Genomic DNA, 20,703 nt, shown 5'->3' on the forward strand with positions numbered 1-20,703 from the left:
GATAATTGAAAATAGCGATGTGGGTTTGTTCGGCGCCATAGTTACAGTGAAAAAAAACGCTGCCCTGGGGCAGCGTTCTTGTCTCGTTTGTTTGGCTTTCAGGACCAGATTCAGATACTACGCCGTTAGCTGGAACTTTTACCCAGTAACCGGCGGCCTTCACGATAACGTTTATCCCAATAGTTATCCGAAAGGCTAGAGATTGTCACACCACTGCTGGTAGAGGCATGAACGAATTTGTCGTTACCCAGATAGATGCCGACGTGGCGGCCAGTAGAACCGGCGCGGAACAGCACTAAATCACCTGGGCGCAGTTTGGCGCGTTGGATTTGCTTGCCCATATCTTCTTGCTCATAGGTTGAGCGGGGCAGATCCATTCCAAACTGTTCACGGAAGGTACGTTGCACAAACGCCGAGCAATCAATACCGCGCTTGCTTTCACCGCCTAAACGGTAGCGGACGCCTTTCCAATCAGCATACTGGTCCATAATCTTTGACTTGACGTCAACGTTACGCACCATCGCTTCGAATTCATCCTGAGAGGCTTGCAGTAAAAGACCGTTTTTGTCATTAACTGCATGCATCTCAGTTTGCTTACTATCTAACTTCGAAGTGTTTGTTGAGCTACAGGCGGAGAGCACCAAGGCTGCCGCAATTGCAGGTAATACCCGCAAAAAATATCTCAGAAAAGGTTGAGATTTGACCATTGTAATTGTTTTCCCTTGAAGTCCTTAACGACGCAAGTCGTTATCTGAAAAATACCAAACGGAACGAGACTAGTTGGCACCGGCTGGGAGGACAATCAGTTAGCGTCGGAAATGTGCAGGAACGCACAGTTTTCGGATTTTTACCAACGAGCCAAGCTAAACCAGGCACAAACGCATCCGAGAGTACCGGAATGACGTGAGGATTGCGAGCCTTTTTCCGACATTCTTTATATGAAATTGTGATGTAACATAATGTAAATCTTCATATAAAAAAACGCGGTTCGGCGGTTATGTTGGATTGACGTTAATTAATGGGGTAGGCATGTTAACGGTGTGGTTGTTGAGTAAACAAAATACGACAGGTAAATAACCGAGAGGCGCTGGCCTCCCGGCTATCATAACCTAAAGTTATGGCTGTGTTGGCCGATACTTACCGGGTAATCTGCAGTTCAGCCAGTGGATCACAACATCGCTTGCCGGTGTCATCAGCCACCAACTGGTCCCGATCATCACCACCGACAGTGAGCCGACGGCAATATCGGTAAACCAATGTGCGCCAATCATGATGCGTGGCAGGCAGAAGACCAGGGTGATCAGCAGCGCGATGGCAAATGCCGTGCGGTTAAAGTAGCGCAGCATAAAGCAGGAGAAAATCATCAGCATCATGCCATGATCGCCAGGGAAGCTGTCGCTGGAGGCGTCTTTGGTTGGGATGCCGGTGAGTTCGCTGACCCGGTTGATATTGTCAAAGGTCAGGGTAGGGCTGGCGTGTTTTACCGGCAGCAGGTGGCCAAACTGGTTGAGCACCACCCCCGTTAACAACATCACGACGCCGGTAACGATCAGACGGCGGCGGCCAAAGGCATCCTGCTTGAGGTAGAAGTAAAGGTACAGCAGCCCCATGGCGATGAGCGAAATAACATCGAATATCCGATTGTTGGTGATCGCCACCATTCTCAGAAACCAGGCATCGCTGGCCAGATGTTGGTTGAAGTAGAAAAAGATTGCTGAGTCAATCTTGAACCAGAACCCGTGATCCGTGGGTAAATACCAGGAAAGAAATAGCACGATGCCCAAAACGTTGAGCATGAGGATGAAGGGTAAATTGCGGCGTGTCATGGCTAACCTGTAAAAAATCAAAAAAATAATGCCAACGTTAAAAGCATTAACTTAAACGGATGTTAAACAAGGCCGATTGCAAAGCATTCCAGTTGGCCTCATCGCTGTGGATCAATTCGATACGGCTGTCGAGCGGAGCAGTGGGGCGCGTCTCGATACTGAGATCCTGCCCTTGGCGGTTGATCAGCAAACTGCCTTCGGCAATGCGTACCACCGCCTTGGCCCGGTCAACCGGTGCTAACCTGATCCATTCCATCATACCGACGGTATCAAAGACGGTTTCCCCATCGAAAATCCAGCCGCAGCTGGTGAATCCTTGGCCTTGATTAAGGGCGCGGCGCCAGCGGGAGTTTTCAGGCAAACGCAACGCTGCTAATCCTTGAGTCTTGGCGTGGCTATGATGATGCTGTGCGTCCGGCAATTCTGTGCAATTGGTGCGTGGCCGATCCAACAGCTTGATATCCATGCGCCCTTGCTCTACGGAAAAGACCGGCCGCTGCTGGCCATGCAGCGTTTGCCAGGCTTCCAGTGCCTGAGCATCTTGCGGCTGCCAGGTATCCACTTTATTGGCGATGATGATATCGGCCGCGGCCAGTTGATCGCGGAAATTTTCATTTTCGCTATAGCGAGATTCGCCGAGTTGGCGGGGATCGAGCACACAGATCGTTGCCAGCAAATCGATCCATCCGCCATAGGTTTCCTGGGTCAACAGCGCCAGGATCTGCTTAGGGTGACCTAATCCAGTGGGTTCAATCAGTAACCGATCGGGTTTGGCCTGTTGCAGCAACATATTCAACCCTACCTGCATAGGTAGCCCGTTAACGCAGCACATGCAGCCACCGGGGATCTCTTTCAATACCGCACCGCTGTCGGCCAGCAGGGCGCCATCGATACCAATCTCGCCAAACTCATTGACCAGCACGGCCCAACGCTCATTTTCCGGCTTATTGGCCAACAGATGTCGAATGGTGGTGGTTTTCCCGCTACCGAGAAAGCCGGTGATCAGATTGGTTTTTGTCATTTGAAGAGTCCCGTTTAATGATGTTTTCACTTGATTGAAAGTGAGCAATTATTTGCTTTTTTATCGCTTTTGCACATAGCCGTGTCAGATCACAAATATAAGCCTGAAAACCGCCCGTTTTTGGCGTTTTTTCTCGCTAAAAAGTTAGGATTTTTCTCATAAAAAACGTGGCCTTAACAAAGTCAATTGTACCGTACCGTATTGTTTCCACGATCTTAATTCAACGATTAACCGTTAAAAAAACTGCCTATCCTTACGATTATTCCTAAAAAAGTAACCTATCTTTAAAGTGGCTTAACAAAAGTGAGGTTGCCATGAATAGCTTACGGTTAATTTTGATCGCAGGAGCGTTGTTTTCATGGATGGCAGCAAGTCATGCGGGTTCCACAGGTGGCGTTATCAACTTCGTGGGTGCCATTGTCGAAGGGCCTTGTACGGTAGATGTTAGCAACTCAACGGCGAATACCCAATGTTATCGTAACGGGCAAAACTACACAGGCACGCAAAGGCTGGCAAGTTTTGATGCCAGCAGTAAAGAACTTCCGCTGAATATCGGTACCACCGAAATGCGGTGGGTAGATCAGCAGAAAAAACTCGCAATAATGACAGTAATATATCGTTAAGTCCTCTAGTCATGCCGAGTGGGGCTCGGCATGACATCCCCAGATCCCGCATTTTTATTCGTTTTCTCCACACCTTTTATTGTCCAACCGACTGGCCAGAATTGCGTATGGTAAGCCGTCTGCGCAGCAGGCTATTGCTGGATATCAAATTAAGAGTTTTCCGACTTGAAATCCGTATTTTGCGGCAATAAATTATGCGCCGCCAGAGAGGTGGAACTCAATCTAACTAGATGATAAATAGATAAAATATCTCTAACTTGCGCTTAATCCAAGAACTTTTTTCAGGTTTATATTGGCTTAATAACAAGTGAGGTGACCATGAAAAGCTTACGGTTGTTTTTGATCGCAGGAATGTTGTTTTCATGGCTGGCAGCAGGCGTGGCTAATGCAGCTACCGGTGGCGTGATCCACTTTTATGGCGCCATTGTCGAAGGCCCTTGCAGAGTGGAAGTCGCTGACTCAACGGCGCAAACGCAATGCTATCGCGACGGGCAAAACTACACCAGCAAACATCAGTTAGCGAGCCTGGAGAGCGGCAGCAAACAGCTGCCAATGAATCTCGGCAAGAGCGAGATCAAGTGGTTGGATCAGCAGAAAAAACTCGGAATAATGACGGTGGAATACCGTTAATCTACATTCAAACGTCAAGTGGCCGTCATGCCTGGCAGATTGGCATGGCGGCCGATAGGGATCAATTCAACTGGGTGGTTACCCAATCTTTTACCGTCTGGCGTGCCCCTCGATCGCGCAATGACAGATAGGCCTGCGTTACCTCCGCCACAAACGCACTATCCGCTGGCAACTGCTCGCCAAACACGCTTTTCAACGCCAGCAATGCGGTCACGCGGGGTTCCCCGTCCTGTGAGCTGCTAACGGCCTGCTGCAAGGTGGCCAGCATCGGGTCGCGGATATCAATCGGTTGCCCGGCGTCATCAATCCCGCCGACATAACGCATCCAGCCCGCTACGCCAAGCGCAAGCCCCGCATGGCTGCCGCCATATTGCCGATGCCAACGGATCGACTCCAGCAGGCGCTGAGGCAACTTTTGCGTGCCATCCATCGCGATCTGCCAGGTGCGGTGTTGCAGTGCCGGGTTGCTGTATCGTTCGATCAACTGCTCGGCGTAGGCGGCCAGATCGACGCCAGTGACCTGCAGCGTCGGAGCCTGCTCGTTCAACATCAAATGGTGTGCGGCGCGGCGATAATTCTCATCCGCCATGCAGTCAACAATGTAATGGTAACCCGCCAGATAGCCGAGGTAGGCCAGGAAGGAGTGGCTGCCGTTGAGCATCCGCAGCTTCATCTGCTCGAACGGCAGAACGTCGTCCACCAGTTGCACACCGGCATCCTCCCAGCGTGGGCGGCCAGCGACAAAATTATCTTCCACCACCCATTGAATGAAGGGTTCACAGGCGATAGCGCATTCATCACGCACGCCACCCAGGGCGGCGGCGATTTCATCCAGCGTTTCTGGCGTAGCGGCCGGAACGATGCGATCGACCATGGTGCTGGGGAAGGTGACGTGTTGCGCGATCCACTCGGCCAGCTGTGGATCGCGCGCTTTGGCCAGCCCGGTCACCGCATTGCGCACCACGTGCCCATTCTCTGGAATGTTGTCGCAGGACAGCACGCTAAAGGCGGCTAGATGACGCTCTCGACGCCGGCGCAGTGCTTCCACCAGGATCCCCGGCACCGTGGTGGGTTGGGTCGGATTAGCCAAATCGGCTTTGATCGCGTCGTGTTGCAGGTCTAATTGGCCGCTACCTGGTTCGATGCAGTAGCCTTTCTCCGTAATGGTCATGGAGACGATCGCCACCTGCTGCTCGGCCAGCTTTTCCAGCACGGCGTCGATGCCTTCCAATTTGCGATGTACGCTTTCGTGAACGGCCCCCACCACGATGGCCTGATCGCCCGCCGCGCCCTTTTCCAACACGGTGTAAAGATGATCCTGGTCGCGCAGGGTCTGGAATAGCTTATCGCCGCCGAACAGGCTGATCTCGCAAATCCCCCAATCGCCGCCGTTACGGTTGAGTACTCTGTCGGTCAGCAATGCCTGGTGAGCGCGGTGAAAAGCCCCAAAGCCCAGGTGGACAATTCGGCTGCGCAGGCTCTGGCGATCGTACTGGGGCAGTTGTGTCTTGGCGGGCAGCGGTGAGTTGGCGATAGTTTTCATTAATGGCTCCATGACGAGAGCAAGGGCCGGTTGATCGCTGGTATAAAGCTATCAGACCAGTTAGCCGCAGGTGTATGCCTGGCTCTCGCGTATCTGTTAACAACCGCCAGTGTAGAGCGGTAGAGAGGTGAATAAAATTGGTCAGTCCAAAACATCCCAGGATCGTGAGTTGGATCAATCAATCGACGTTTCTGTTTTGACAGCACGCCGCTAATCAGTAAGGTTAAAGATGAATGATATCTACTGCAATGTGGTATAACAGGATTGATTTGATTTTGCGATCTACCTCACCACCGATAGCGCTTCAACGATGACAGAGCGACTTTTACAAGGATAAATCAATGGAACAAACATGGCGTTGGTATGGGCCGAACGATCCGGTTTCGCTGGATGATGTGCGTCAGGCTGGTGCGACCGGCGTAGTGACCGCGTTACACCATATTCCTAATGGTGAAGTGTGGCCGGTTGAACAGATCAAGGCGCGGCAGGCTCTGTTGGCGGAAAAAGGGCTGGTGTGGTCGGTGGTGGAAAGTATCCCGGTGCACGAGGAAATTAAAACCCACAGCGGCAACTACCAACGTCATATCGCCAACTATCAACAATCGCTGCGCAATCTGGCGGAATGTGGCATTGATACCGTGTGCTACAACTTTATGCCGATCCTCGACTGGACGCGTACCGATCTGGAATACCAACTGCCGGACGGTTCCAAGGCTTTACGCTTTGATCAGATCGCCTTTGCGGCCTTCGATCTGCATATCCTGTGCCGTCGTGGGGCAGAAAAAGATTACACCGATGAAGAGCAGGCCCAGGCACAAAGCTATTTCAAGGCGATGAGTACGGCAGATATTGCCAAGCTGACCGGTAATATCATTGCCGGGTTGCCAGGGGCGGAAGAGGGATACACGCTCGATCAGTTCCGTGCTCGGCTGGCGGAGTACGATCATATCAATAAGGCGCAGCTGCGCGAAAATATGGCCGTCTTCCTGCGCGCTATCGTGCCGGTGGCGGAAGAAGTGGGTGTCAGGTTGGCAGTGCATCCCGATGATCCACCGCGCCCCATCCTCGGCTTGCCACGTATTGTTTCCACCATCGAAGATATGCAGTGGCTGAAAGAGACGGTAGATAGCATCTATAACGGCTTCACCATGTGTACCGGTTCTTACGGCGTGCGTGCGGATAACGATCTGGTGCGGATGATTGAGACATTTGGCGATCGCATTCACTTTACCCACCTGCGCGCTACCTGCCGCGAGCAAAACCCTAAAACCTTCCATGAAGGGGCGCACTTGCAAGGGGATGTGGATATGGTTGCGGTGGTTGAAGCTATTCTGGCAGAAGAACAGCGCCGTCATAAAGCGGGCGATCTGCGGCCTATCCCAATGCGACCAGACCATGGTCACCAGATGCTGGACGATCTGAAGAAGAAAACCAATCCGGGCTATTCGGCCATCGGTCGGTTGAAAGGTTTGGCGGAGGTTCGTGGGGTTGAGCTGGCGTTAAAGCGGCGGTTTTTCCCGGAATTACTCTAGCAAAAGCAGGGCGCACTCAGGTTGCGCCCCTACCGTTGACTAGTCTGCGCGGCTCATATAGCGGCGTTCTGCAATATGAATGCGGATTTTATCACCGCTGCTCAGGTACTCCGGTACCAGAATGGTCAGGCCGGTCGCCATGGTGGCCGGCTTGTTACGCGCACTGGCAGAAGCCCCTTTGATGCCCGGAGCGGTTTCAACAATTTCCATATCCACGGTCTGCGGCAGTTCCAGTGCCAGCACCTGGCCATCCAGCGTCAGTACCTGCATACCCGGCAAGCCCGCTTCAGGGATGAACAGCAGCTCATCTTCGATCTGATCTTTCTTGAAGATATAAGGGGTGTAGTCTTCATCGTCCATGAACACATACTCTTCGCCGTCAATATAGGAGAAGTTCACCTTGCGGCGGGACAGGCTGATGGTGTCCAGAATATCATCACCTTTAAAACGCTCTTCTACCTTCAGCCCGGTACGGACGTCGGAGAAGCGCATTTTATACAGCGTGCTGGCACCACGGGCGCTTGGACTCTGGACATCGATGTCCTTTACCAGCAGCAGTTTGCCGTTGTAATTGATCGCCATACCGCGCTTGATTTCGTTCGCTCTTGCCATTGGAATACCCTGTCAACATAGATTTTAGGAAGTTGCGACAAGTTACTCGCGCCGTGCTTTTCAGGCAAGAGCCGCGCGCAAAAAGAGTGGGGAAAACGGGCGACCGTAGCCACCCTTGAGGCTTATTTAAACACCGGCAGCAGATCTAATAGCGTCAGCACGTGGGCCACGGCGTTAATCACCCCAAACAGGATGATGAACAGGATCATGCCTTGGCCGCCGGGAGCGCGGTAGCTCGCCTGTGGGAAACGGCGGCGGCTGGCGCGTGCCATCATCGCAGGGACGATCACCGCCCATATGGTGGCGGCCAGGCCAGCAAAGCCGATGGCGTACAGGAAACCGTTCGGGAACAGTAACGCGGCCAGGGTTGGCGGCACGAAGGTCACCAGTGCCGATTTGGTGCGGCCTGCCTGGTTATCCTTGAACTTGAAGAAGTCGGCGAGAAAATCAAACAGCCCCAGCGACACCCCCAGGAATGAACTGGCCAGCGCCATATAAGAGAAGGCGTTAAGCAGTTGGCCTACCGCATGACTACTGGAAACGTTACCCATCTGCTTGAGCAGGCTGCCGATGTTGCCCCCTTCGGCGATCACCTGCTTGAAGGCATCACGGGCGATATTGCCCTGGATCACATACTGCCACAGGATATAGATCGCCAGCGCCAGCAAGGTACCGTATACCAGGCTGCGCACCACGGCACCGCTGTCTTTCTGATAATACTTCACCAGGCCAGGAACATTGCCGTGGTAGCCGAACGAGGTCAGCAGGTAAGGCAATGCTGCGAGCGCATAGGGCAGATAGTTGGCGTCGCTGCCACCCTGGTTGAACAACACGGCAGGCTGCACGTGGGTAAACATATCACCGACGGACAACACAAAGGTGATCACCATACCGCCGATCAGAATGGTGCTCAGGCGATCCACTGCACGGGTGGATAACCAGACGATAAAGGCTACAACGATGGCAAACACCAATCCGGACAGGGTTTGGTTGGCGCCAAAAACGCCTTCCAGCGTATGGGCGATGATCGAGCCGCCCGCCGAGATATAGGCATAGGTCAGAATATAGAGTACGAAGGTGATCGACAGGCCGTTAAGGGTATTCCAGCCTTTGCCAAGCAGATCTTTGACCACGGTGTGGAAGCTGGCGCCCGCCGGATAATTCAGGGTGGCTTCCAGGATCATCAGCCCGGAGATCAGCATACAGAACCAGGTATAAATCAGCAGCGCCACGGAGCCGCTGAACCACACGCCAGAAGTTACGATAGGAATAGAGAACATACCTGCACCTACGGCGGTGCCGGCAATGATCATCGCGCCACCGAGTACGGAAGGGCGGGAAAGCTTCTGGATGGTGTCCGCAGACATTATTGCTCCTGATTGGCCGTTGGCCTTGAGTTCTATTGTACTAGCTTAATGGTACGTGCGCGATGTGTGCATGTAAAGCGGAGATTTGGAGGGATTGGTGCAATCTTCAGCGGTTAGGAGCGTTATTTTGGTGGTTTTGCCCCTCACCCCAGCCCTCTCCCATAGGGCGAGGGGGCTGCAATGGCGTTGTGGTCAGGTGCAGAAATCTGTCTGTGGCATGCTTGGTGGCTCTCCCAAAGGGTATGAACGGCGCTGTAGTCAGGTGCTGAAGTTTATCCGTGGCTTGCCCTAAGCGAGATGGAGTTATTGCGGTGCCGAGGCCAGTTACTGACGTTAAGTTGTAGCACATTCAGTCCCCTCTCCCTGTGGGAGAGGGTTAGGGTGAGGGGCGTCACTTTACGTATTATGATGTATTTCTTTGTTTAATTGTTGGGTATTGCGGGAAATGCCACTCATCTACAAAGTGATAAATCTTTCACATAAGTCGTTGGTGACATCCAAGAAATTTTATCGCACGTGAAATAGCCATCATGTTTGAGTTTGTAGTTTACATACAGAGAGATAGGAAAACTAAAAATTAATGATGCGAACGCTATCATGATTAAATACTTGCTGATTATTATGTTATATTTAGGTTGTCTGTCAAAAATAAAGAAAAAAACAGAGCAAGAAAAAGTGTAAACTATCAAAGGCGTTGCAAAAAAGCAGATAAATACAGATGCTGAAAATGTTATTTCATCCTCCATCAATATCAATGAAATAGCGTAACTGTAAATCAATAGCGATAAACATACGAATATTGCCAGTAATGCTGATGCCCCTAATATTTTCCAGTATCTGTTTTTCACAAGACTATCCTTATCTTATGGTAGGTTTCACTGGCAAAGTGAGCGGTTGGTGACATAAGTTGTGGGTGATTGCCATGATATCCTGTCACATGTTAAATAACCGGTATGCTTTAGTTTATAATCAACATATAAAGCAATGGGTAAGCTGATAACAAATGAGGTAAACATTAGATAAACCAAATATCGAGTGATTCCTTTATCGTATTTTGGGCGTTTATTGAAAATAAAAAAATATACACCGCTAAGCATGGCATATATTAGCAGTGGGCTGGAAAGGAAAACCATAAGAACAGATGCGGAAAAGGTTATTTCATCCTCCATGAATACTAATGATACTACATATTGATAGGTTAGTAACGCTGCGAATGAATATAGTATAAAGAGCACTGTTGCTAGCAATATTTTAACGTATTTATTATTCATAGTAGTCTTAATGTTGATATGTTCAATAAGTAGCCACCAGAAAATCTGCTGGCTATTCATTAAATCAATAAACTCTCTCATCCCATATACTATAGCCCGATGTGCCTGAAATATTATGCTGCCAATCAATGCTTGTGTAGGATAATGAAATGATCTCGTAGGGTTGACCATCATTTTGTGTAAGTGCATTTGGGCAGTGCTGGGTGATGTCTGAGATATAGGCATCCTTAAGCTTTATAGTATAAAAAACTTCTAGAGTCCCAGCAGGATTGACACGGTACATGTACAATGCAATTTGTAATTTTTCATTATTTGATATTGCCATTCCAAGCAAGGGCGATGATTTGTCAATCGGCTTGGTTATTCTGACTGGCTGGTGGGATACGTTTTGCATTCTGGATATATTGTGATCGAAAGCAAGAACGTAAACTTGATCCTCATGTCCTTTTTGACATCTATTGCCGATGGAGTCAAGAGTCGAGCAACCCGCGGAGATCAAGCCTTGTTTAACACCGTTGATACCTGCATAAATCAAATTAGCCATAAGTCCCTCTATGTTATAGTAAACATCATTTGCAAAGTGATAAATCTTTTACATAAGTCGTTGGTGACATCCACGAAATTCTGTCACAGGTCAAGTAGCCATCATGTTTAAGTTTGTAGTTTACATACAAGGAAACCGGTAAACTAAAAAGGATTGATGCCAGCGTTAGCTTAGTCAAATAATTGATCGTTATCTTATTATGCTTAGGTAATCTATCAAAAACAAAAAAATAAACAGAACCAGATAAAACATAAATTAACAAAGGTGAAGAAAAGAAAACAATAAATACAGATGAGGAAAATTTTATTTCATTTTTCATTAATATTAACGAAATTACGTAACTGCATATAAATAAAGATATGCCAGTAAATATCACCAGTAATACTATTGTGCCGAATATTTTCCAATATTTATTTTTCATGTCACCTCCCTAAATTATTAAGGATGTGCTGGAAGTTTGCTTCAGGTGTTCGTGGCTTTACTTTCATTTTTTCTTTCAATAACGCTATCATTTTATTGCTTAGACCATAATATTCATCTATATTGTCTAAAGTTAAAACTATTGCAAAGCTAATAGCGAACAATACTGCTGCAATTACAATAATGCTTCCACCTACAATTGCTGTTGCAGTCAATGCTACACCTAGAGCATAAGATGCAACAGTGGTAATGGCGAGTTTAGCCATATCCACAGTTATATTTCCGATAAAGTCGGTCAAAGTATATTCATCTTTGAAAATACTTTCTAAAATGCGATATCCCACAGAGAAAAGGATACAAAAGCGTGCGCCTCTTACTATCGCTGTATTAATGCCTTGCTGCCCAATACCCATCGCTAACATTTGCGGATGGTTGGCCGCATACCGTGTGCCAGTAATGGTTCGTCGAAGCCCGGCATAGCCGGATATGTGAATAAGATTCACGCCATTTGCTCCTGTGAACAGCGTGGCCGTTATGCCTATTCTCTTAAACTCAATGATGACATCAAATAGCCCACGCGCATCATAGATATTGCCTGCATAAGTGGAGATAGGATCGGTAACCTTAAACACGGAGGATATGGCATTTCTTGGTTCAAGGCCTCTGGCGAACGCATCACCACGGCTGGTGCTTTGTTGCTCAAAGCCCCGAGCGAACGCTTCACCACGGCCCAGACCTGGGTTTCCAGGTCGGCGAGAGTTGATGTCATCAATAATACCTTTTGCCTCAGCGATCGTAAGAACGACGTGATATTGCGTGTTATCGCTTAATGCTTTCTCTAAGCCGATAGTATCAAGGAACTCATGCTGGGGTTTTAGCTGGTTGATCCCGACATTACCCTTCAGGAAGTCCCCCATGTAGCCTTCCCAACTTGGGTTGAAATTTTTATCTGACATGATCTCACTCCATTGATAGTTCTAAGCTTTCCACTCCATGAAAAACAAACTCTAGCACTATTGGTAAGCATTGTGAATGAGTATAACTTAATGCGGCGTTCTGCTATTGTCTCAACCACATAATCAGCCCCCATAGGATCGCAGATGGACTGCCGTGCCGACTGTGGTGCCTGCTGTATCGCACCTTCGATTTCCAGCCCGATCCCTGGTATGCCCAATGGCAAACCGGCCAATACCCGTTGCATCCATCTGGACCCGCAACTGCGCTGTGGGATATTTCATTCGCCGCTGCGGCCCAAAGTCTGTGGCAGCCTGCAGGCCAGCCGTGAGATGTGCCACGACCGCCGTGATGAGGCGCTGATCTACCTTGCCAAGTTGGAGGCGGATACTGCCCCTTGAACGTCCTTCAACCGCCACATACACAGCACGGCACCCAGGACCATCGCCAACGCAAAGTAAAATACCGCGTGATAACTCCACATTTCAGCCACGACCCCGGCGACCGAACCGGCAATAATCCAGCCAACGCGGGTGGTATTGGTAAACAGCGTGGTGGCCGCCCCGGCCTGGCCAGGCATCAAATCCTGGAAATAGAGCATACCAATCCCCGCCAGCACCCCGATAAACAGCGCGTTCAGCAGTTGTAGGGCGATCAGTTGCCAGGTACCGGTAATAAATAGTAGCCCGGCATAGAACAGTACCCCGGCAATCACCGCACAGCGCATCAGGAAACGCTTGCCAAAGCGTTGGGCCACCATGCCTGCGAGCAACATGGTCGGGATTTCCAGCCCGGCAGCGGTACCCATCAGTATTCCCGTCAGTTTTTCCGGTAACTGCAGTTCTCGCACCATGTACAGCGGCATATTGATCAAATAGATGCTGTTGGCCGTCCACATTAAGGTGCAGGCCATAAACAGCAATAACGTATCCCGGCGATTCTGGCGGGGGGCTTCCAGCGTCGCCCCGCCGGTACTCTGCACTTTTGGCATGGAGGGCAACATCTTCCATACCAGCGCTCCGCAGAGAATAAAGGCGGCGGCGGCGGCCAGATACATCACCTTAAAACCAAACCCCAAAGCCAGCGCAAAGGCGATCGGCGGGCCAATCACCCAGGCCAGCGAAACCTGAGCACGCAAGATAGAACTGAACATCACCGTTTCCCGGCCAGTGTGCTCGGCATGTTCCCGTGCCAGGGCAAACATTTGCGGGTTGGCGGTCGAGCCGAAGCTGCTCAGCAGCACGCCGACGAACAACAGCAGGTAGTAGTTACGGTTCCAGGCGAACAGCGCACAAGCCAACGCGCCCAACATGCAGCAGACAAAGATCAGTGATTTGCGATCGCCCCTCTTATCTGAGCGGCTGGCCAGAAACTGGCTGACCAAAATGCCGATCACCGCGCTGCCGGTAAAGAACAGCCCGACCATCGTTGGCCGTACGTTCACTTCGGTGGAGAGAAACAGACTCAGCGTGGGCGTCTGTAAGGCACCGGCAATCCCGGTGAGAAAAGCCACGACCAGAAATGCCAACGAAGTTAAATCGGGCAAGCGTCGTGTCGCCACAGTTGAAGTACGCATAAGCTGAATGAATAGCCAAAGAGAAGGGAGACGCGCGCATAATACGCTCGTTTAAAAAAAACAAAAACCTGTTTCAATCAAGGAATGGGTAAATAGATTGTCTCTGTCGGCAGGAAAAGAGCAGGGCGATGTCACCATCACCCTGCGCTGGTGGTTAGCGGTTATGCGCCAGCAGGAACGTCGTGCGCGGTATTCTTCAGCACTTCGCCCTGATATTTCTCAATTTCCAACTGTGCCATCTGGCCGCAGTTGCCCTGTGCCAGGTTGGATGAGCCAATATCGAAAGTCAGGCAGTTGACGTTGCCGTTCTTACAGATCGACCCCGGCGTTGACGGATCGGCCGGATCGTACCAGGCACCTTCGCTGATCCGCACCGCACCTGGGCGCACATCTTCACTGACAATGGCACCAACCAGGATCTGCCCACGGTCGTTAAACGCCCGCACCAAATCGCCGTTAGTGATGTTGCGCGATTTGGCATCTTCTGGATGGATCAAGATCGCCTCACGGTCGGCCACCGCATACTTCTTACGCAGCGGCGTGTTGTCGAGCTGTGAGTGCAGGCGGTTAGTCGGGTGCGCGGTATTCAGTGACAACGGGTATTTAGCTGCCTCTGGGCCACGGTACCATTCATGCGGCGGCATCCAGGTCGGGATACCTTTGCAATCCAGATACTCCATCTTCGAGATGGCATCGGAATAGATCTCAATCTTGCCGGACGGAGTCCCCAACGGATTAAGCAGCGGGTTTTCACGGTAATCGGCGAAACGTACCCACTGTTTGTTTTCCTGCGGGATCGGGAAACGAATGTAGTTGTTCGACTCCCAGAACATGTCAAACGGCGGCAGGGCAACGCGGGCGGCGCGGGCCTGCAACTTCATGTCGTCGTACATGCCTTTCAGCCACTGGGTTTCGTCTTTGCCTTCGGTAAAGGCATCCAGTACGCCCAGCTTGGCGGCCAGAGCGGCGAAGATATCGAAGTCGTTGCGTGACTCATGCTGCGGCGGCACGCACTGATGCATCGGGAAGACATACAGCTGCGAGTAGTCGCCGCCCATCTCCAGATCGTTACGCTCATAGCTGGTGGTCGCAGGCAGCACGATATCCGCATGCTTGGCGGTGGCCGTCCAGTACGGTTCGTTAACCACGATGGTTTCCGGCCGCTGCCAGGCTTTGACCAGATTGTTGGTGTCCTGATGCTGGTGGAAGGTATTACCACCGGCCACGTACACCATCTTCACGTCTGGGTAGGTGACATCGGTCCCATTGAAGTGAATGGTCTTGCCTGGGTTGGTCAGGCATTCGGCAATACGTGCCACCGGGATTGGCGTTGGTGAATTTTTCGGTGCATTCCCCGCAGAGATACCGGAGAGGATGCCGCCTTTGGCCGTTGGGCTGCCGCCGGAAGAGTAGTGATAGCTGAAGCCAAAGCCGCCGCCAGGCAGGCCGATCTGGCCAAGCATGGCCGCCACGGTCACCAGCAACCAGTGCTGCTGCTCACCGTGATGCTGACGCTGGATCCCCCAGCCGCCCATGATCATGGTGCGCTGTTTTGCCATATCGCGCGCCAACTGGCGCAGCACTTCGGCATCAACGCCGCTGATATCGGCAGCCCACTCGGCAGTTTTTGGCGTACCGTCGGTTTCACCCAGCAGATAGGCCTGGAACTTGTCGAAGCCCACGGTGTAGGTTTTCAGGAAGTCCGGGTTATGCAGCTTTTCGGTCAACAGGGTGTGGGCGATACCGATCAGCATCGCGCTGTCGGTGTACGGACGCGGAGCGATCCACTGTGCGCCGACATATTTGGCACTGTCACTGTGCACCGGATCGATGCTGATGATGCGGGTGCCTTTCTTCTTCAGCGCCTCAAAGCCGGTCTGGCCGACGTGGTCTGGCACGTTCCAGCTGTTTTTCAGCGTAACCATCGGGTTACAGCCCCACAGGATCACCAGTTGGCTGTTGTCGATGACGTTTGGCCAGGCGGTTTGCTGTTCGTAAACCTCCATTGACCCCATCACGTGCGACATGATCACCTGTGCAGCACCGGTAGAATAGTCACCGGCATAGCCAAGGAAGCCGCCACTCAGGTTCATCAGGCGTTGCAGCAGGGTACGGCTGTTGTGCAGCATGCCCACGCTTTTCCAGCCGTAAGAACCGGCATAGATCGACTGCGGGCCGTGATCTTTTTGCAAACGGACGATTTCGTTACCGACCAGATCGATAGCCTTATCCCAGCTGACGCGCACCCATTCATCGTTGCCGCGCAGCTCGGTACGGCTGCCAGGGCCGCCTTCCAACCAGCTTTTACGTACCATTGGGTACTTGATACGGTTTTCCGCATGGACCTGGTGGGGGGCCATGGTGATCAGATCGTTCGGGTAAGGATCGTCTTTGACCGGCAACACGCCGACCATTTTTCCATCTTGCACGATGGCTTCAAATGCGCCCCAGTGCGCTCCGGTCAGGATGCCTTTTTGCGCCTGACGTAAGGCTACAAACTGTGGTAATGCCTGGCTGATGGCTTCCGCCAATGCTGATTTAGGCCACAGACCCGCAAATAGAGGCACGGCTGCCAGAGCGCTGGCACCGGTCAGGAAACGACGGCGGCTCATGGCCAATGGTTGTTGTTGGTACTTGCTCATTTCGCTTCTCCCTTAACTTTTGGCCGGTGTGGCAGGTTGCATATCGCTGGCATGTTTCTGAACGTACTGCGTCAGAACGCGCAGTTGTTCTTGCGACAGCGAGGTGCGAGGAGCCATACCTTTAATCACGCCGATCCACTGGTTGGCGTTGAAGCGATCAAGGGCGGTCAGGCCGTGGCAGCCGGTACAGTTGGCGGACATCATATCGGCGGTATAACGCCAGATTTTCTGTTGATCGTCGATCAGCTGCTTACGTGGTAACCAGACCTGCAATGAAACCTGATGCCAGACCAGGCCGGTTTCGGCATCGGTCATGGTGCTGCCGGTTTTCAGCAGTTTGCGCGCGTCTTCGCCCAGCAGAACGCTGAGGATACGTTTACCTTGTGCGGCGTAGAATACTTCACTGACGCCATCCTGTTGCCAGCCGCTAACGTCTACCAGCACCTTGTCACCTTCCTGTTTCACGACGTGAACTTCGGTTGAAGGCATCAGGTTACCGGCATTATGCGTATCGTCGGCTTTCAGGAAGAACGGTTCGGTAGCGATGGTGAACAGCGTGGTTGCTGTTGGAGAGGTTTCCGCCGCGGCTTTCGCCAATTCGGCAGCGCCGGCCTGTGCGGCACCGCTCATATCCGGCAGGATATGCGCTACGCCCTTATGGCAGTCGATACAGGTTTCACCTTGCTTGATGGCCACCGGGTGCTGAATACGGGCTTCAGGACGCTGGGCGGTGATATCCATGGCATCGAAGCTATGGCAAGAACGGCAAGTGGCTGAATCGTTTTCTTTCAACGTCTTCCAGACCGATTGTGCCATGGCCAGCTTATGGGCTTCGTATTTTTCCGGGGTGTCGATTTTGCCGGTCATTTCGCCATAAATGTCTTTCACCGCGCGGATCTTGGTCCACAGGTAATCGAGCGGCTCATGAGGGACGTGGCAATCGGCGCATTCAGCGCGGATCCCCTTGGAGTTCTGGAAGTGGACACTGCCTTGATATTCGGCCAGAGGTTGTTGCATGGTGTGGCAGGAGACACAGAAGGCGGTATCGCTGGTTTTATGGAAGACCGTTGCGGTCCCCGCCAGCAGTGCGGCACCGAGAATAATCCCGATCACCAAAATCCATAGCCATCCCCACCGGCGTCGCTTTTCAAAGCCAGTTTGTTTTTTGCTCATATTGAACCCACTTATAGTTATGAAATACCAAGGAAAAACTTGCCAAAAAGGTTTCGACACCAGGTCTGAAACACCTGGATAAGTATAGGTATTTTCGCAAAATAAACCTAATACCTTAGGGGTATTTACAGCGAAAAGTAGAGTGATTGAGCAATAAAATAGCGTTATATTCTAGTTTATATAGCGATTTACTTTGATGAACAGGGGAGAAATTGGAGGGAATAACGTCACAATATCGGCAGATATACCTGTTGGCTCAACCATAGGTGGATCGCCGTTCTGCTTGCTTCAAAATGGGGTTCCGGCAGGTCGTGCGGGGAACACCAGCGCCATTCGGCACATTTTTCCGGCTCTTTCAGCTCGGCTTCTCCTCCTGGATGCTGAACCAGCATACAGATCGACACCGTATGTTTTCCCTCTGCACGCCAGGTTTGCAGATTATTGCTGACGCCAATAAAGGTTGGCGGGTCGATCTGCAACCCGGTCTCTTCGGCGATTTCGCGTTGGGCGCACTGTTCAAAGGTTTCCCCCGCGTCCAGATGCCCCCCGGGGATCGACCAAAAAGGGGCATGGGTGCTGCAGCGTTTCCCCAGCAGGATTTGCCCTTGAGCGTTAACGATTATGACCCCGATACCGGTGGCAACCATGTTGTTATTTCCTTCAGCACTGTTTCAGCACAGTATGCCATTTTCCCCCGTGGATGGGGGTTTTAGCCAGAAAAGTGTGCGTAAGGTCAAAAAACTATCACGTCGAGATCGAGAAAACTTGCTTTCGGTAATTGCTGCTCACACACTCATTGAAACGTTTCAGCGTCATCGATGGCCTGGTTAGGCGATGGGTAACGCTCCTTTTTCTTAACTTGGCTGAAACGATTCAATTCAGCAGGAGAGGAGAACCATGTTCCAGTTGTCACAGCAAGATATTCACCTGGGAGCTGCCGCTAGCGGCAAACAGGAAGCCATCCGGCAGGTAGCGGCAGCGCTTACCTCCGCCGGATGCGTTAGCGCCGCCTATGTTGACGGCATGCTGCAGCGCGAGCTGCAAACCTCGACTTATCTGGGCAACGGCATCGCCATTCCACATGGCACTACCGATACCCGCGATCTGGTGCTGAACACCGGTGTTCAGGTATTCCAGTTTCCGCAGGGTATCGAGTGGGGCGAAGGCCAAACGGCCTATGTGGTGATCGGCATTGCCGCGCGTTCCGATGAACACCTGGCGCTACTGCGTCAGCTCACGCACGTGCTCAGCGATGACAGCGTCGCCGAACAGCTGGCAAAAACGACTTCAGCTGAAGAACTGCGCAGTTTGCTGATGGGCGAGAAGCTGGCGGCTGAATTCAAGTTTGATGCCTCACTGATTGCTCTTGATGTGGCCGCCGATTCGCTGATGACGCTGCAAGCTTTGAACGCGGGCCGTCTGCAAAAAATCGGCGCGGTTAACGCTCAGTTTGTCAGTGATGTGATCACCCGCAAGCCGCTGAATCTGGGGCAGGGGATCTGGTTGAGCGACAGCACTGAAGGCAACCTGGCCAGCGCTGCCACCGTCAGCCGCCCGGCACAGGCGTTTGATGAAGAGGGCGAAAAGGTCGCGCTGTTACTGACCGTCGCCGTCGCCGATCAACAGCCGCTGACGGTGCTGAACTACTTAAGCGATCTGTTAGTGAGCCAAAAAGCTGAACGCTTGCTGAACGCCGATGCGGTGGGCGTGCTGGCGTTACTGACCAGCGAAGTTGCTGAAGAGAGCGCGGTTCTGAGTGCGGAATACGTGGTGCGCAACGAGCATGGTCTGCATGCCCGCCCAGGCACTGCGCTGGTCAACGTAATCAAACAGTTCTCCAGTGAAATTACCGTTACCAATCTCGACGGCAGCGGTAAACCGGCTAACGGCCGCAGCCTGATGAAGGTTGTGGCACTGGGAGTGAAAAAAGGTCATCACCTGCGCTTTACCGCCAGTGGTGACGATGCTGAAGCAGCGCTGAAAGCCATCGGCGAAGCCATCAGTGAAGGTCTTGGCGAGGGTGCAGCATGAGCAGAAGAGTAGCAACCATAACCCTGAATCCGGCTTACGATCTGGTGGGCTTTTGCCCGGAGATCGAACGGGGTGAGGTTAACCTGGTAAGAACTGCCGGTCTTCATGCGGCAGGTAAAGGGATCAACGTTGCCAAGGTACTGAAAGACTTGGGTATCGACGTCACCGTTGGCGGTTTCCTTGGTAAAGACAACCAGGATGGTTTCCAACTGCTGTTCAGCGATTTGGGGATTGCCAACCGTTTCCAGGTGGTCCCTGGGCGTACACGTATCAACGTTAAGCTGACGGAAAAAGACGGTGAAGTGACCGATTTCAACTTTTCCGGCTTTGAAGTGACGCCGCAGGATTGGGAACGCTTTGTGGTGGATTCCCTGAGCTGGCTGGGCCAGTTCGACATGGTGGCGGTCAGCGGCAGTTTGCCTGCCGGGGTTGCTCCGGAAGCCTTCACCGAGTGGATGACCCGCCTGCGTGCGCAGTGTCCGTGCATCATTTTTGACAGCAGCCGTGAAGCGCTGGTGGCCGGGCTGAAAGCCTCGCCGTGGTTGGTAAAACCTAACCGTCGTGAACTGGAAATCTGGGCAGGCAAACCCTTGCCGAAGTTGGAAGATGTGGTGGAAGCCGCTCACGCCCTGCGTGAACAGGGCATTGCCCACGTGGTGATCTCACTGGGTGCCGAAGGCGCGCTGTGGGTTAACGCCTCCGGCGCCTGGATCGCCAAACCGCCAGCCTGTGAGGTGGTCAGCACCGTGGGTGCCGGTGATTCCATGGTCGGCGGCCTGATTTACGGCCTGCTGATGCGTGAATCCAGCGAACATACCTTGCGCTTGGCGACTGCCGTGGCTGCCCTGGCAGTGAGCCAGAGCAACGTTGGCATCACCGATCGCCCGCAGTTGGCCGCGATGATGGCGCGCGTCGATCTGAAACCCTTTAATTAATCG

The 20,703-nt window shown here is 52.0% G+C and carries 21 protein-coding genes; 6 read left to right on the plus strand and 15 right to left on the minus strand.

Annotation, left to right across the window (positions count from 1 at the left end; genetic code table 11):
- Window positions 1-125: 125 nt before the first annotated feature.
- The 3 genes from mepS to ACX9GU_RS09120 form a co-directional block, all read right to left on the minus strand.
- Window positions 126-707, minus strand: coding sequence for a bifunctional murein DD-endopeptidase/murein LD-carboxypeptidase (gene mepS / locus ACX9GU_RS09110; protein ID WP_021805868.1), 582 nt, complete (start codon window positions 705-707; stop codon window positions 126-128).
- Between the two features lie 408 nt (window positions 708-1,115).
- Window positions 1,116-1,826 (minus strand): phosphatase PAP2 family protein, encoded by a 711-nt coding sequence (locus ACX9GU_RS09115; protein ID WP_473194523.1) that lies wholly within the window; start codon window positions 1,824-1,826, stop codon window positions 1,116-1,118.
- A gap of 46 nt (window positions 1,827-1,872) precedes the next feature.
- Window positions 1,873-2,847: a CobW family GTP-binding protein gene (locus ACX9GU_RS09120; RefSeq protein WP_473194524.1), complete on the minus strand. Its 975-nt coding sequence runs from the start codon at window positions 2,845-2,847 to the stop codon at window positions 1,873-1,875.
- Window positions 2,848-3,161: 314 nt separating this feature from the next.
- Here ACX9GU_RS09120 and ACX9GU_RS09125 point away from each other — a divergent pair, with 314 nt between their 5' ends.
- The gene (locus ACX9GU_RS09125) at window positions 3,162-3,470 is read left to right on the plus strand and encodes a type 1 fimbrial protein (RefSeq protein ID WP_473194525.1); all 309 of its coding nucleotides are present in this window, start codon (window positions 3,162-3,164) and stop codon (window positions 3,468-3,470) included.
- A gap of 318 nt (window positions 3,471-3,788) precedes the next feature.
- A complete protein-coding gene (locus ACX9GU_RS09130; protein WP_473194526.1) occupies window positions 3,789-4,100 on the plus strand; it encodes a type 1 fimbrial protein in 312 nt (103 codons plus the stop codon).
- A 61-nt stretch (window positions 4,101-4,161) separates the two neighbouring features.
- Here ACX9GU_RS09130 and ACX9GU_RS09135 read toward each other — a convergent pair whose 3' ends face one another.
- A complete protein-coding gene (locus ACX9GU_RS09135) occupies window positions 4,162-5,643 on the minus strand; it encodes a mannitol dehydrogenase family protein (RefSeq protein ID WP_473194527.1) in 1,482 nt (493 codons plus the stop codon).
- Between the two features lie 341 nt (window positions 5,644-5,984).
- On the opposite strand from ACX9GU_RS09135, the gene uxuA reads away from it, so the two are divergent.
- Window positions 5,985-7,175 (plus strand): mannonate dehydratase, encoded by a 1,191-nt coding sequence (gene uxuA / locus ACX9GU_RS09140; protein ID WP_473194528.1) that lies wholly within the window; start codon window positions 5,985-5,987, stop codon window positions 7,173-7,175.
- Between the two features lie 39 nt (window positions 7,176-7,214).
- Here the strand turns inward: uxuA and yeiP are convergent, their stop codons facing one another.
- From yeiP to ACX9GU_RS09175, 7 genes are all read right to left on the minus strand, one after another.
- Entirely contained in the window at window positions 7,215-7,787 is a 573-nt protein-coding gene (gene yeiP / locus ACX9GU_RS09145) for an elongation factor P-like protein YeiP (RefSeq protein ID WP_021805861.1), read from the minus strand.
- A gap of 122 nt (window positions 7,788-7,909) precedes the next feature.
- Window positions 7,910-9,154 carry a tryptophan permease gene (mtr, locus tag ACX9GU_RS09150; RefSeq protein ID WP_166732965.1) on the minus strand — a complete coding sequence of 415 codons (1,245 nt, stop codon included), beginning with the start codon at window positions 9,152-9,154 and terminating at the stop codon, window positions 7,910-7,912.
- Between the two features lie 452 nt (window positions 9,155-9,606).
- Window positions 9,607-9,900 (minus strand): DUF1240 domain-containing protein, encoded by a 294-nt coding sequence (locus tag ACX9GU_RS09155; protein ID WP_473195144.1) that lies wholly within the window; start codon window positions 9,898-9,900, stop codon window positions 9,607-9,609.
- 129 nt (window positions 9,901-10,029) lie between these two features.
- A complete protein-coding gene (locus ACX9GU_RS09160) occupies window positions 10,030-10,599 on the minus strand; it encodes a DUF1240 domain-containing protein (protein ID WP_473194529.1) in 570 nt (189 codons plus the stop codon).
- A complete protein-coding gene (locus ACX9GU_RS09165) occupies window positions 10,490-10,969 on the minus strand; it encodes an Hcp family type VI secretion system effector (protein ID WP_473194530.1) in 480 nt (159 codons plus the stop codon). Before ACX9GU_RS09165 ends, ACX9GU_RS09160 begins: the two co-directional genes overlap by 110 nt.
- 25 nt (window positions 10,970-10,994) lie before the next feature.
- Window positions 10,995-11,390: a DUF1240 domain-containing protein gene (locus ACX9GU_RS09170; protein ID WP_473194531.1), complete on the minus strand. Its 396-nt coding sequence runs from the start codon at window positions 11,388-11,390 to the stop codon at window positions 10,995-10,997.
- A 1-nt stretch (window position 11,391) separates the two neighbouring features.
- The gene (locus ACX9GU_RS09175; RefSeq protein WP_473194532.1) at window positions 11,392-12,345 is read right to left on the minus strand and encodes a hypothetical protein; all 954 of its coding nucleotides are present in this window, start codon (window positions 12,343-12,345) and stop codon (window positions 11,392-11,394) included.
- 144 nt (window positions 12,346-12,489) lie between these two features.
- On the opposite strand from ACX9GU_RS09175, the gene ACX9GU_RS09180 reads away from it, so the two are divergent.
- Complete coding sequence (locus ACX9GU_RS09180) at window positions 12,490-12,744, plus strand: YkgJ family cysteine cluster protein (protein ID WP_021805859.1); 255 nt, start codon at window positions 12,490-12,492, stop codon at window positions 12,742-12,744.
- Here ACX9GU_RS09180 and setB read toward each other — a convergent pair.
- From setB to ACX9GU_RS09200, 4 genes are all read right to left on the minus strand, one after another.
- Window positions 12,708-13,919, minus strand: a complete 1,212-nt coding sequence (setB, locus tag ACX9GU_RS09185; protein ID WP_473194533.1) for a sugar efflux transporter SetB — start codon at window positions 13,917-13,919, stop codon at window positions 12,708-12,710. The two genes, ACX9GU_RS09180 and setB, sit on opposite strands and share 37 nt — an antisense overlap.
- A gap of 161 nt (window positions 13,920-14,080) precedes the next feature.
- Complete coding sequence (torA, locus tag ACX9GU_RS09190) at window positions 14,081-16,561, minus strand: trimethylamine-N-oxide reductase TorA (protein ID WP_473194534.1); 2,481 nt, start codon at window positions 16,559-16,561, stop codon at window positions 14,081-14,083.
- A gap of 12 nt (window positions 16,562-16,573) precedes the next feature.
- Window positions 16,574-17,734 carry a NapC/NirT family cytochrome c gene (locus tag ACX9GU_RS09195; protein ID WP_473194535.1) on the minus strand — a complete coding sequence of 387 codons (1,161 nt, stop codon included), beginning with the start codon at window positions 17,732-17,734 and terminating at the stop codon, window positions 16,574-16,576.
- A gap of 227 nt (window positions 17,735-17,961) precedes the next feature.
- Window positions 17,962-18,381 carry a nucleotide triphosphate diphosphatase NUDT15 gene (locus ACX9GU_RS09200; protein WP_179253681.1) on the minus strand — a complete coding sequence of 140 codons (420 nt, stop codon included), beginning with the start codon at window positions 18,379-18,381 and terminating at the stop codon, window positions 17,962-17,964.
- Window positions 18,382-18,631: 250 nt separating this feature from the next.
- Here ACX9GU_RS09200 and fruB point away from each other — a divergent pair, with 250 nt between their 5' ends.
- Both fruB and fruK read left to right on the plus strand, forming a co-directional pair.
- Window positions 18,632-19,765, plus strand: a complete 1,134-nt coding sequence (gene fruB, locus ACX9GU_RS09205; protein WP_179247804.1) for a fused PTS fructose transporter subunit IIA/HPr protein — start codon at window positions 18,632-18,634, stop codon at window positions 19,763-19,765.
- Window positions 19,762-20,700, plus strand: a complete 939-nt coding sequence (gene fruK, locus ACX9GU_RS09210) for a 1-phosphofructokinase (RefSeq protein WP_021805853.1) — start codon at window positions 19,762-19,764, stop codon at window positions 20,698-20,700. Before fruB ends, fruK begins: the two co-directional genes overlap by 4 nt.
- Window positions 20,701-20,703: the final 3 nt, after the last annotated feature.

It is taken from the genome of Serratia sp. K1WW1 (assembly GCF_055790865.1).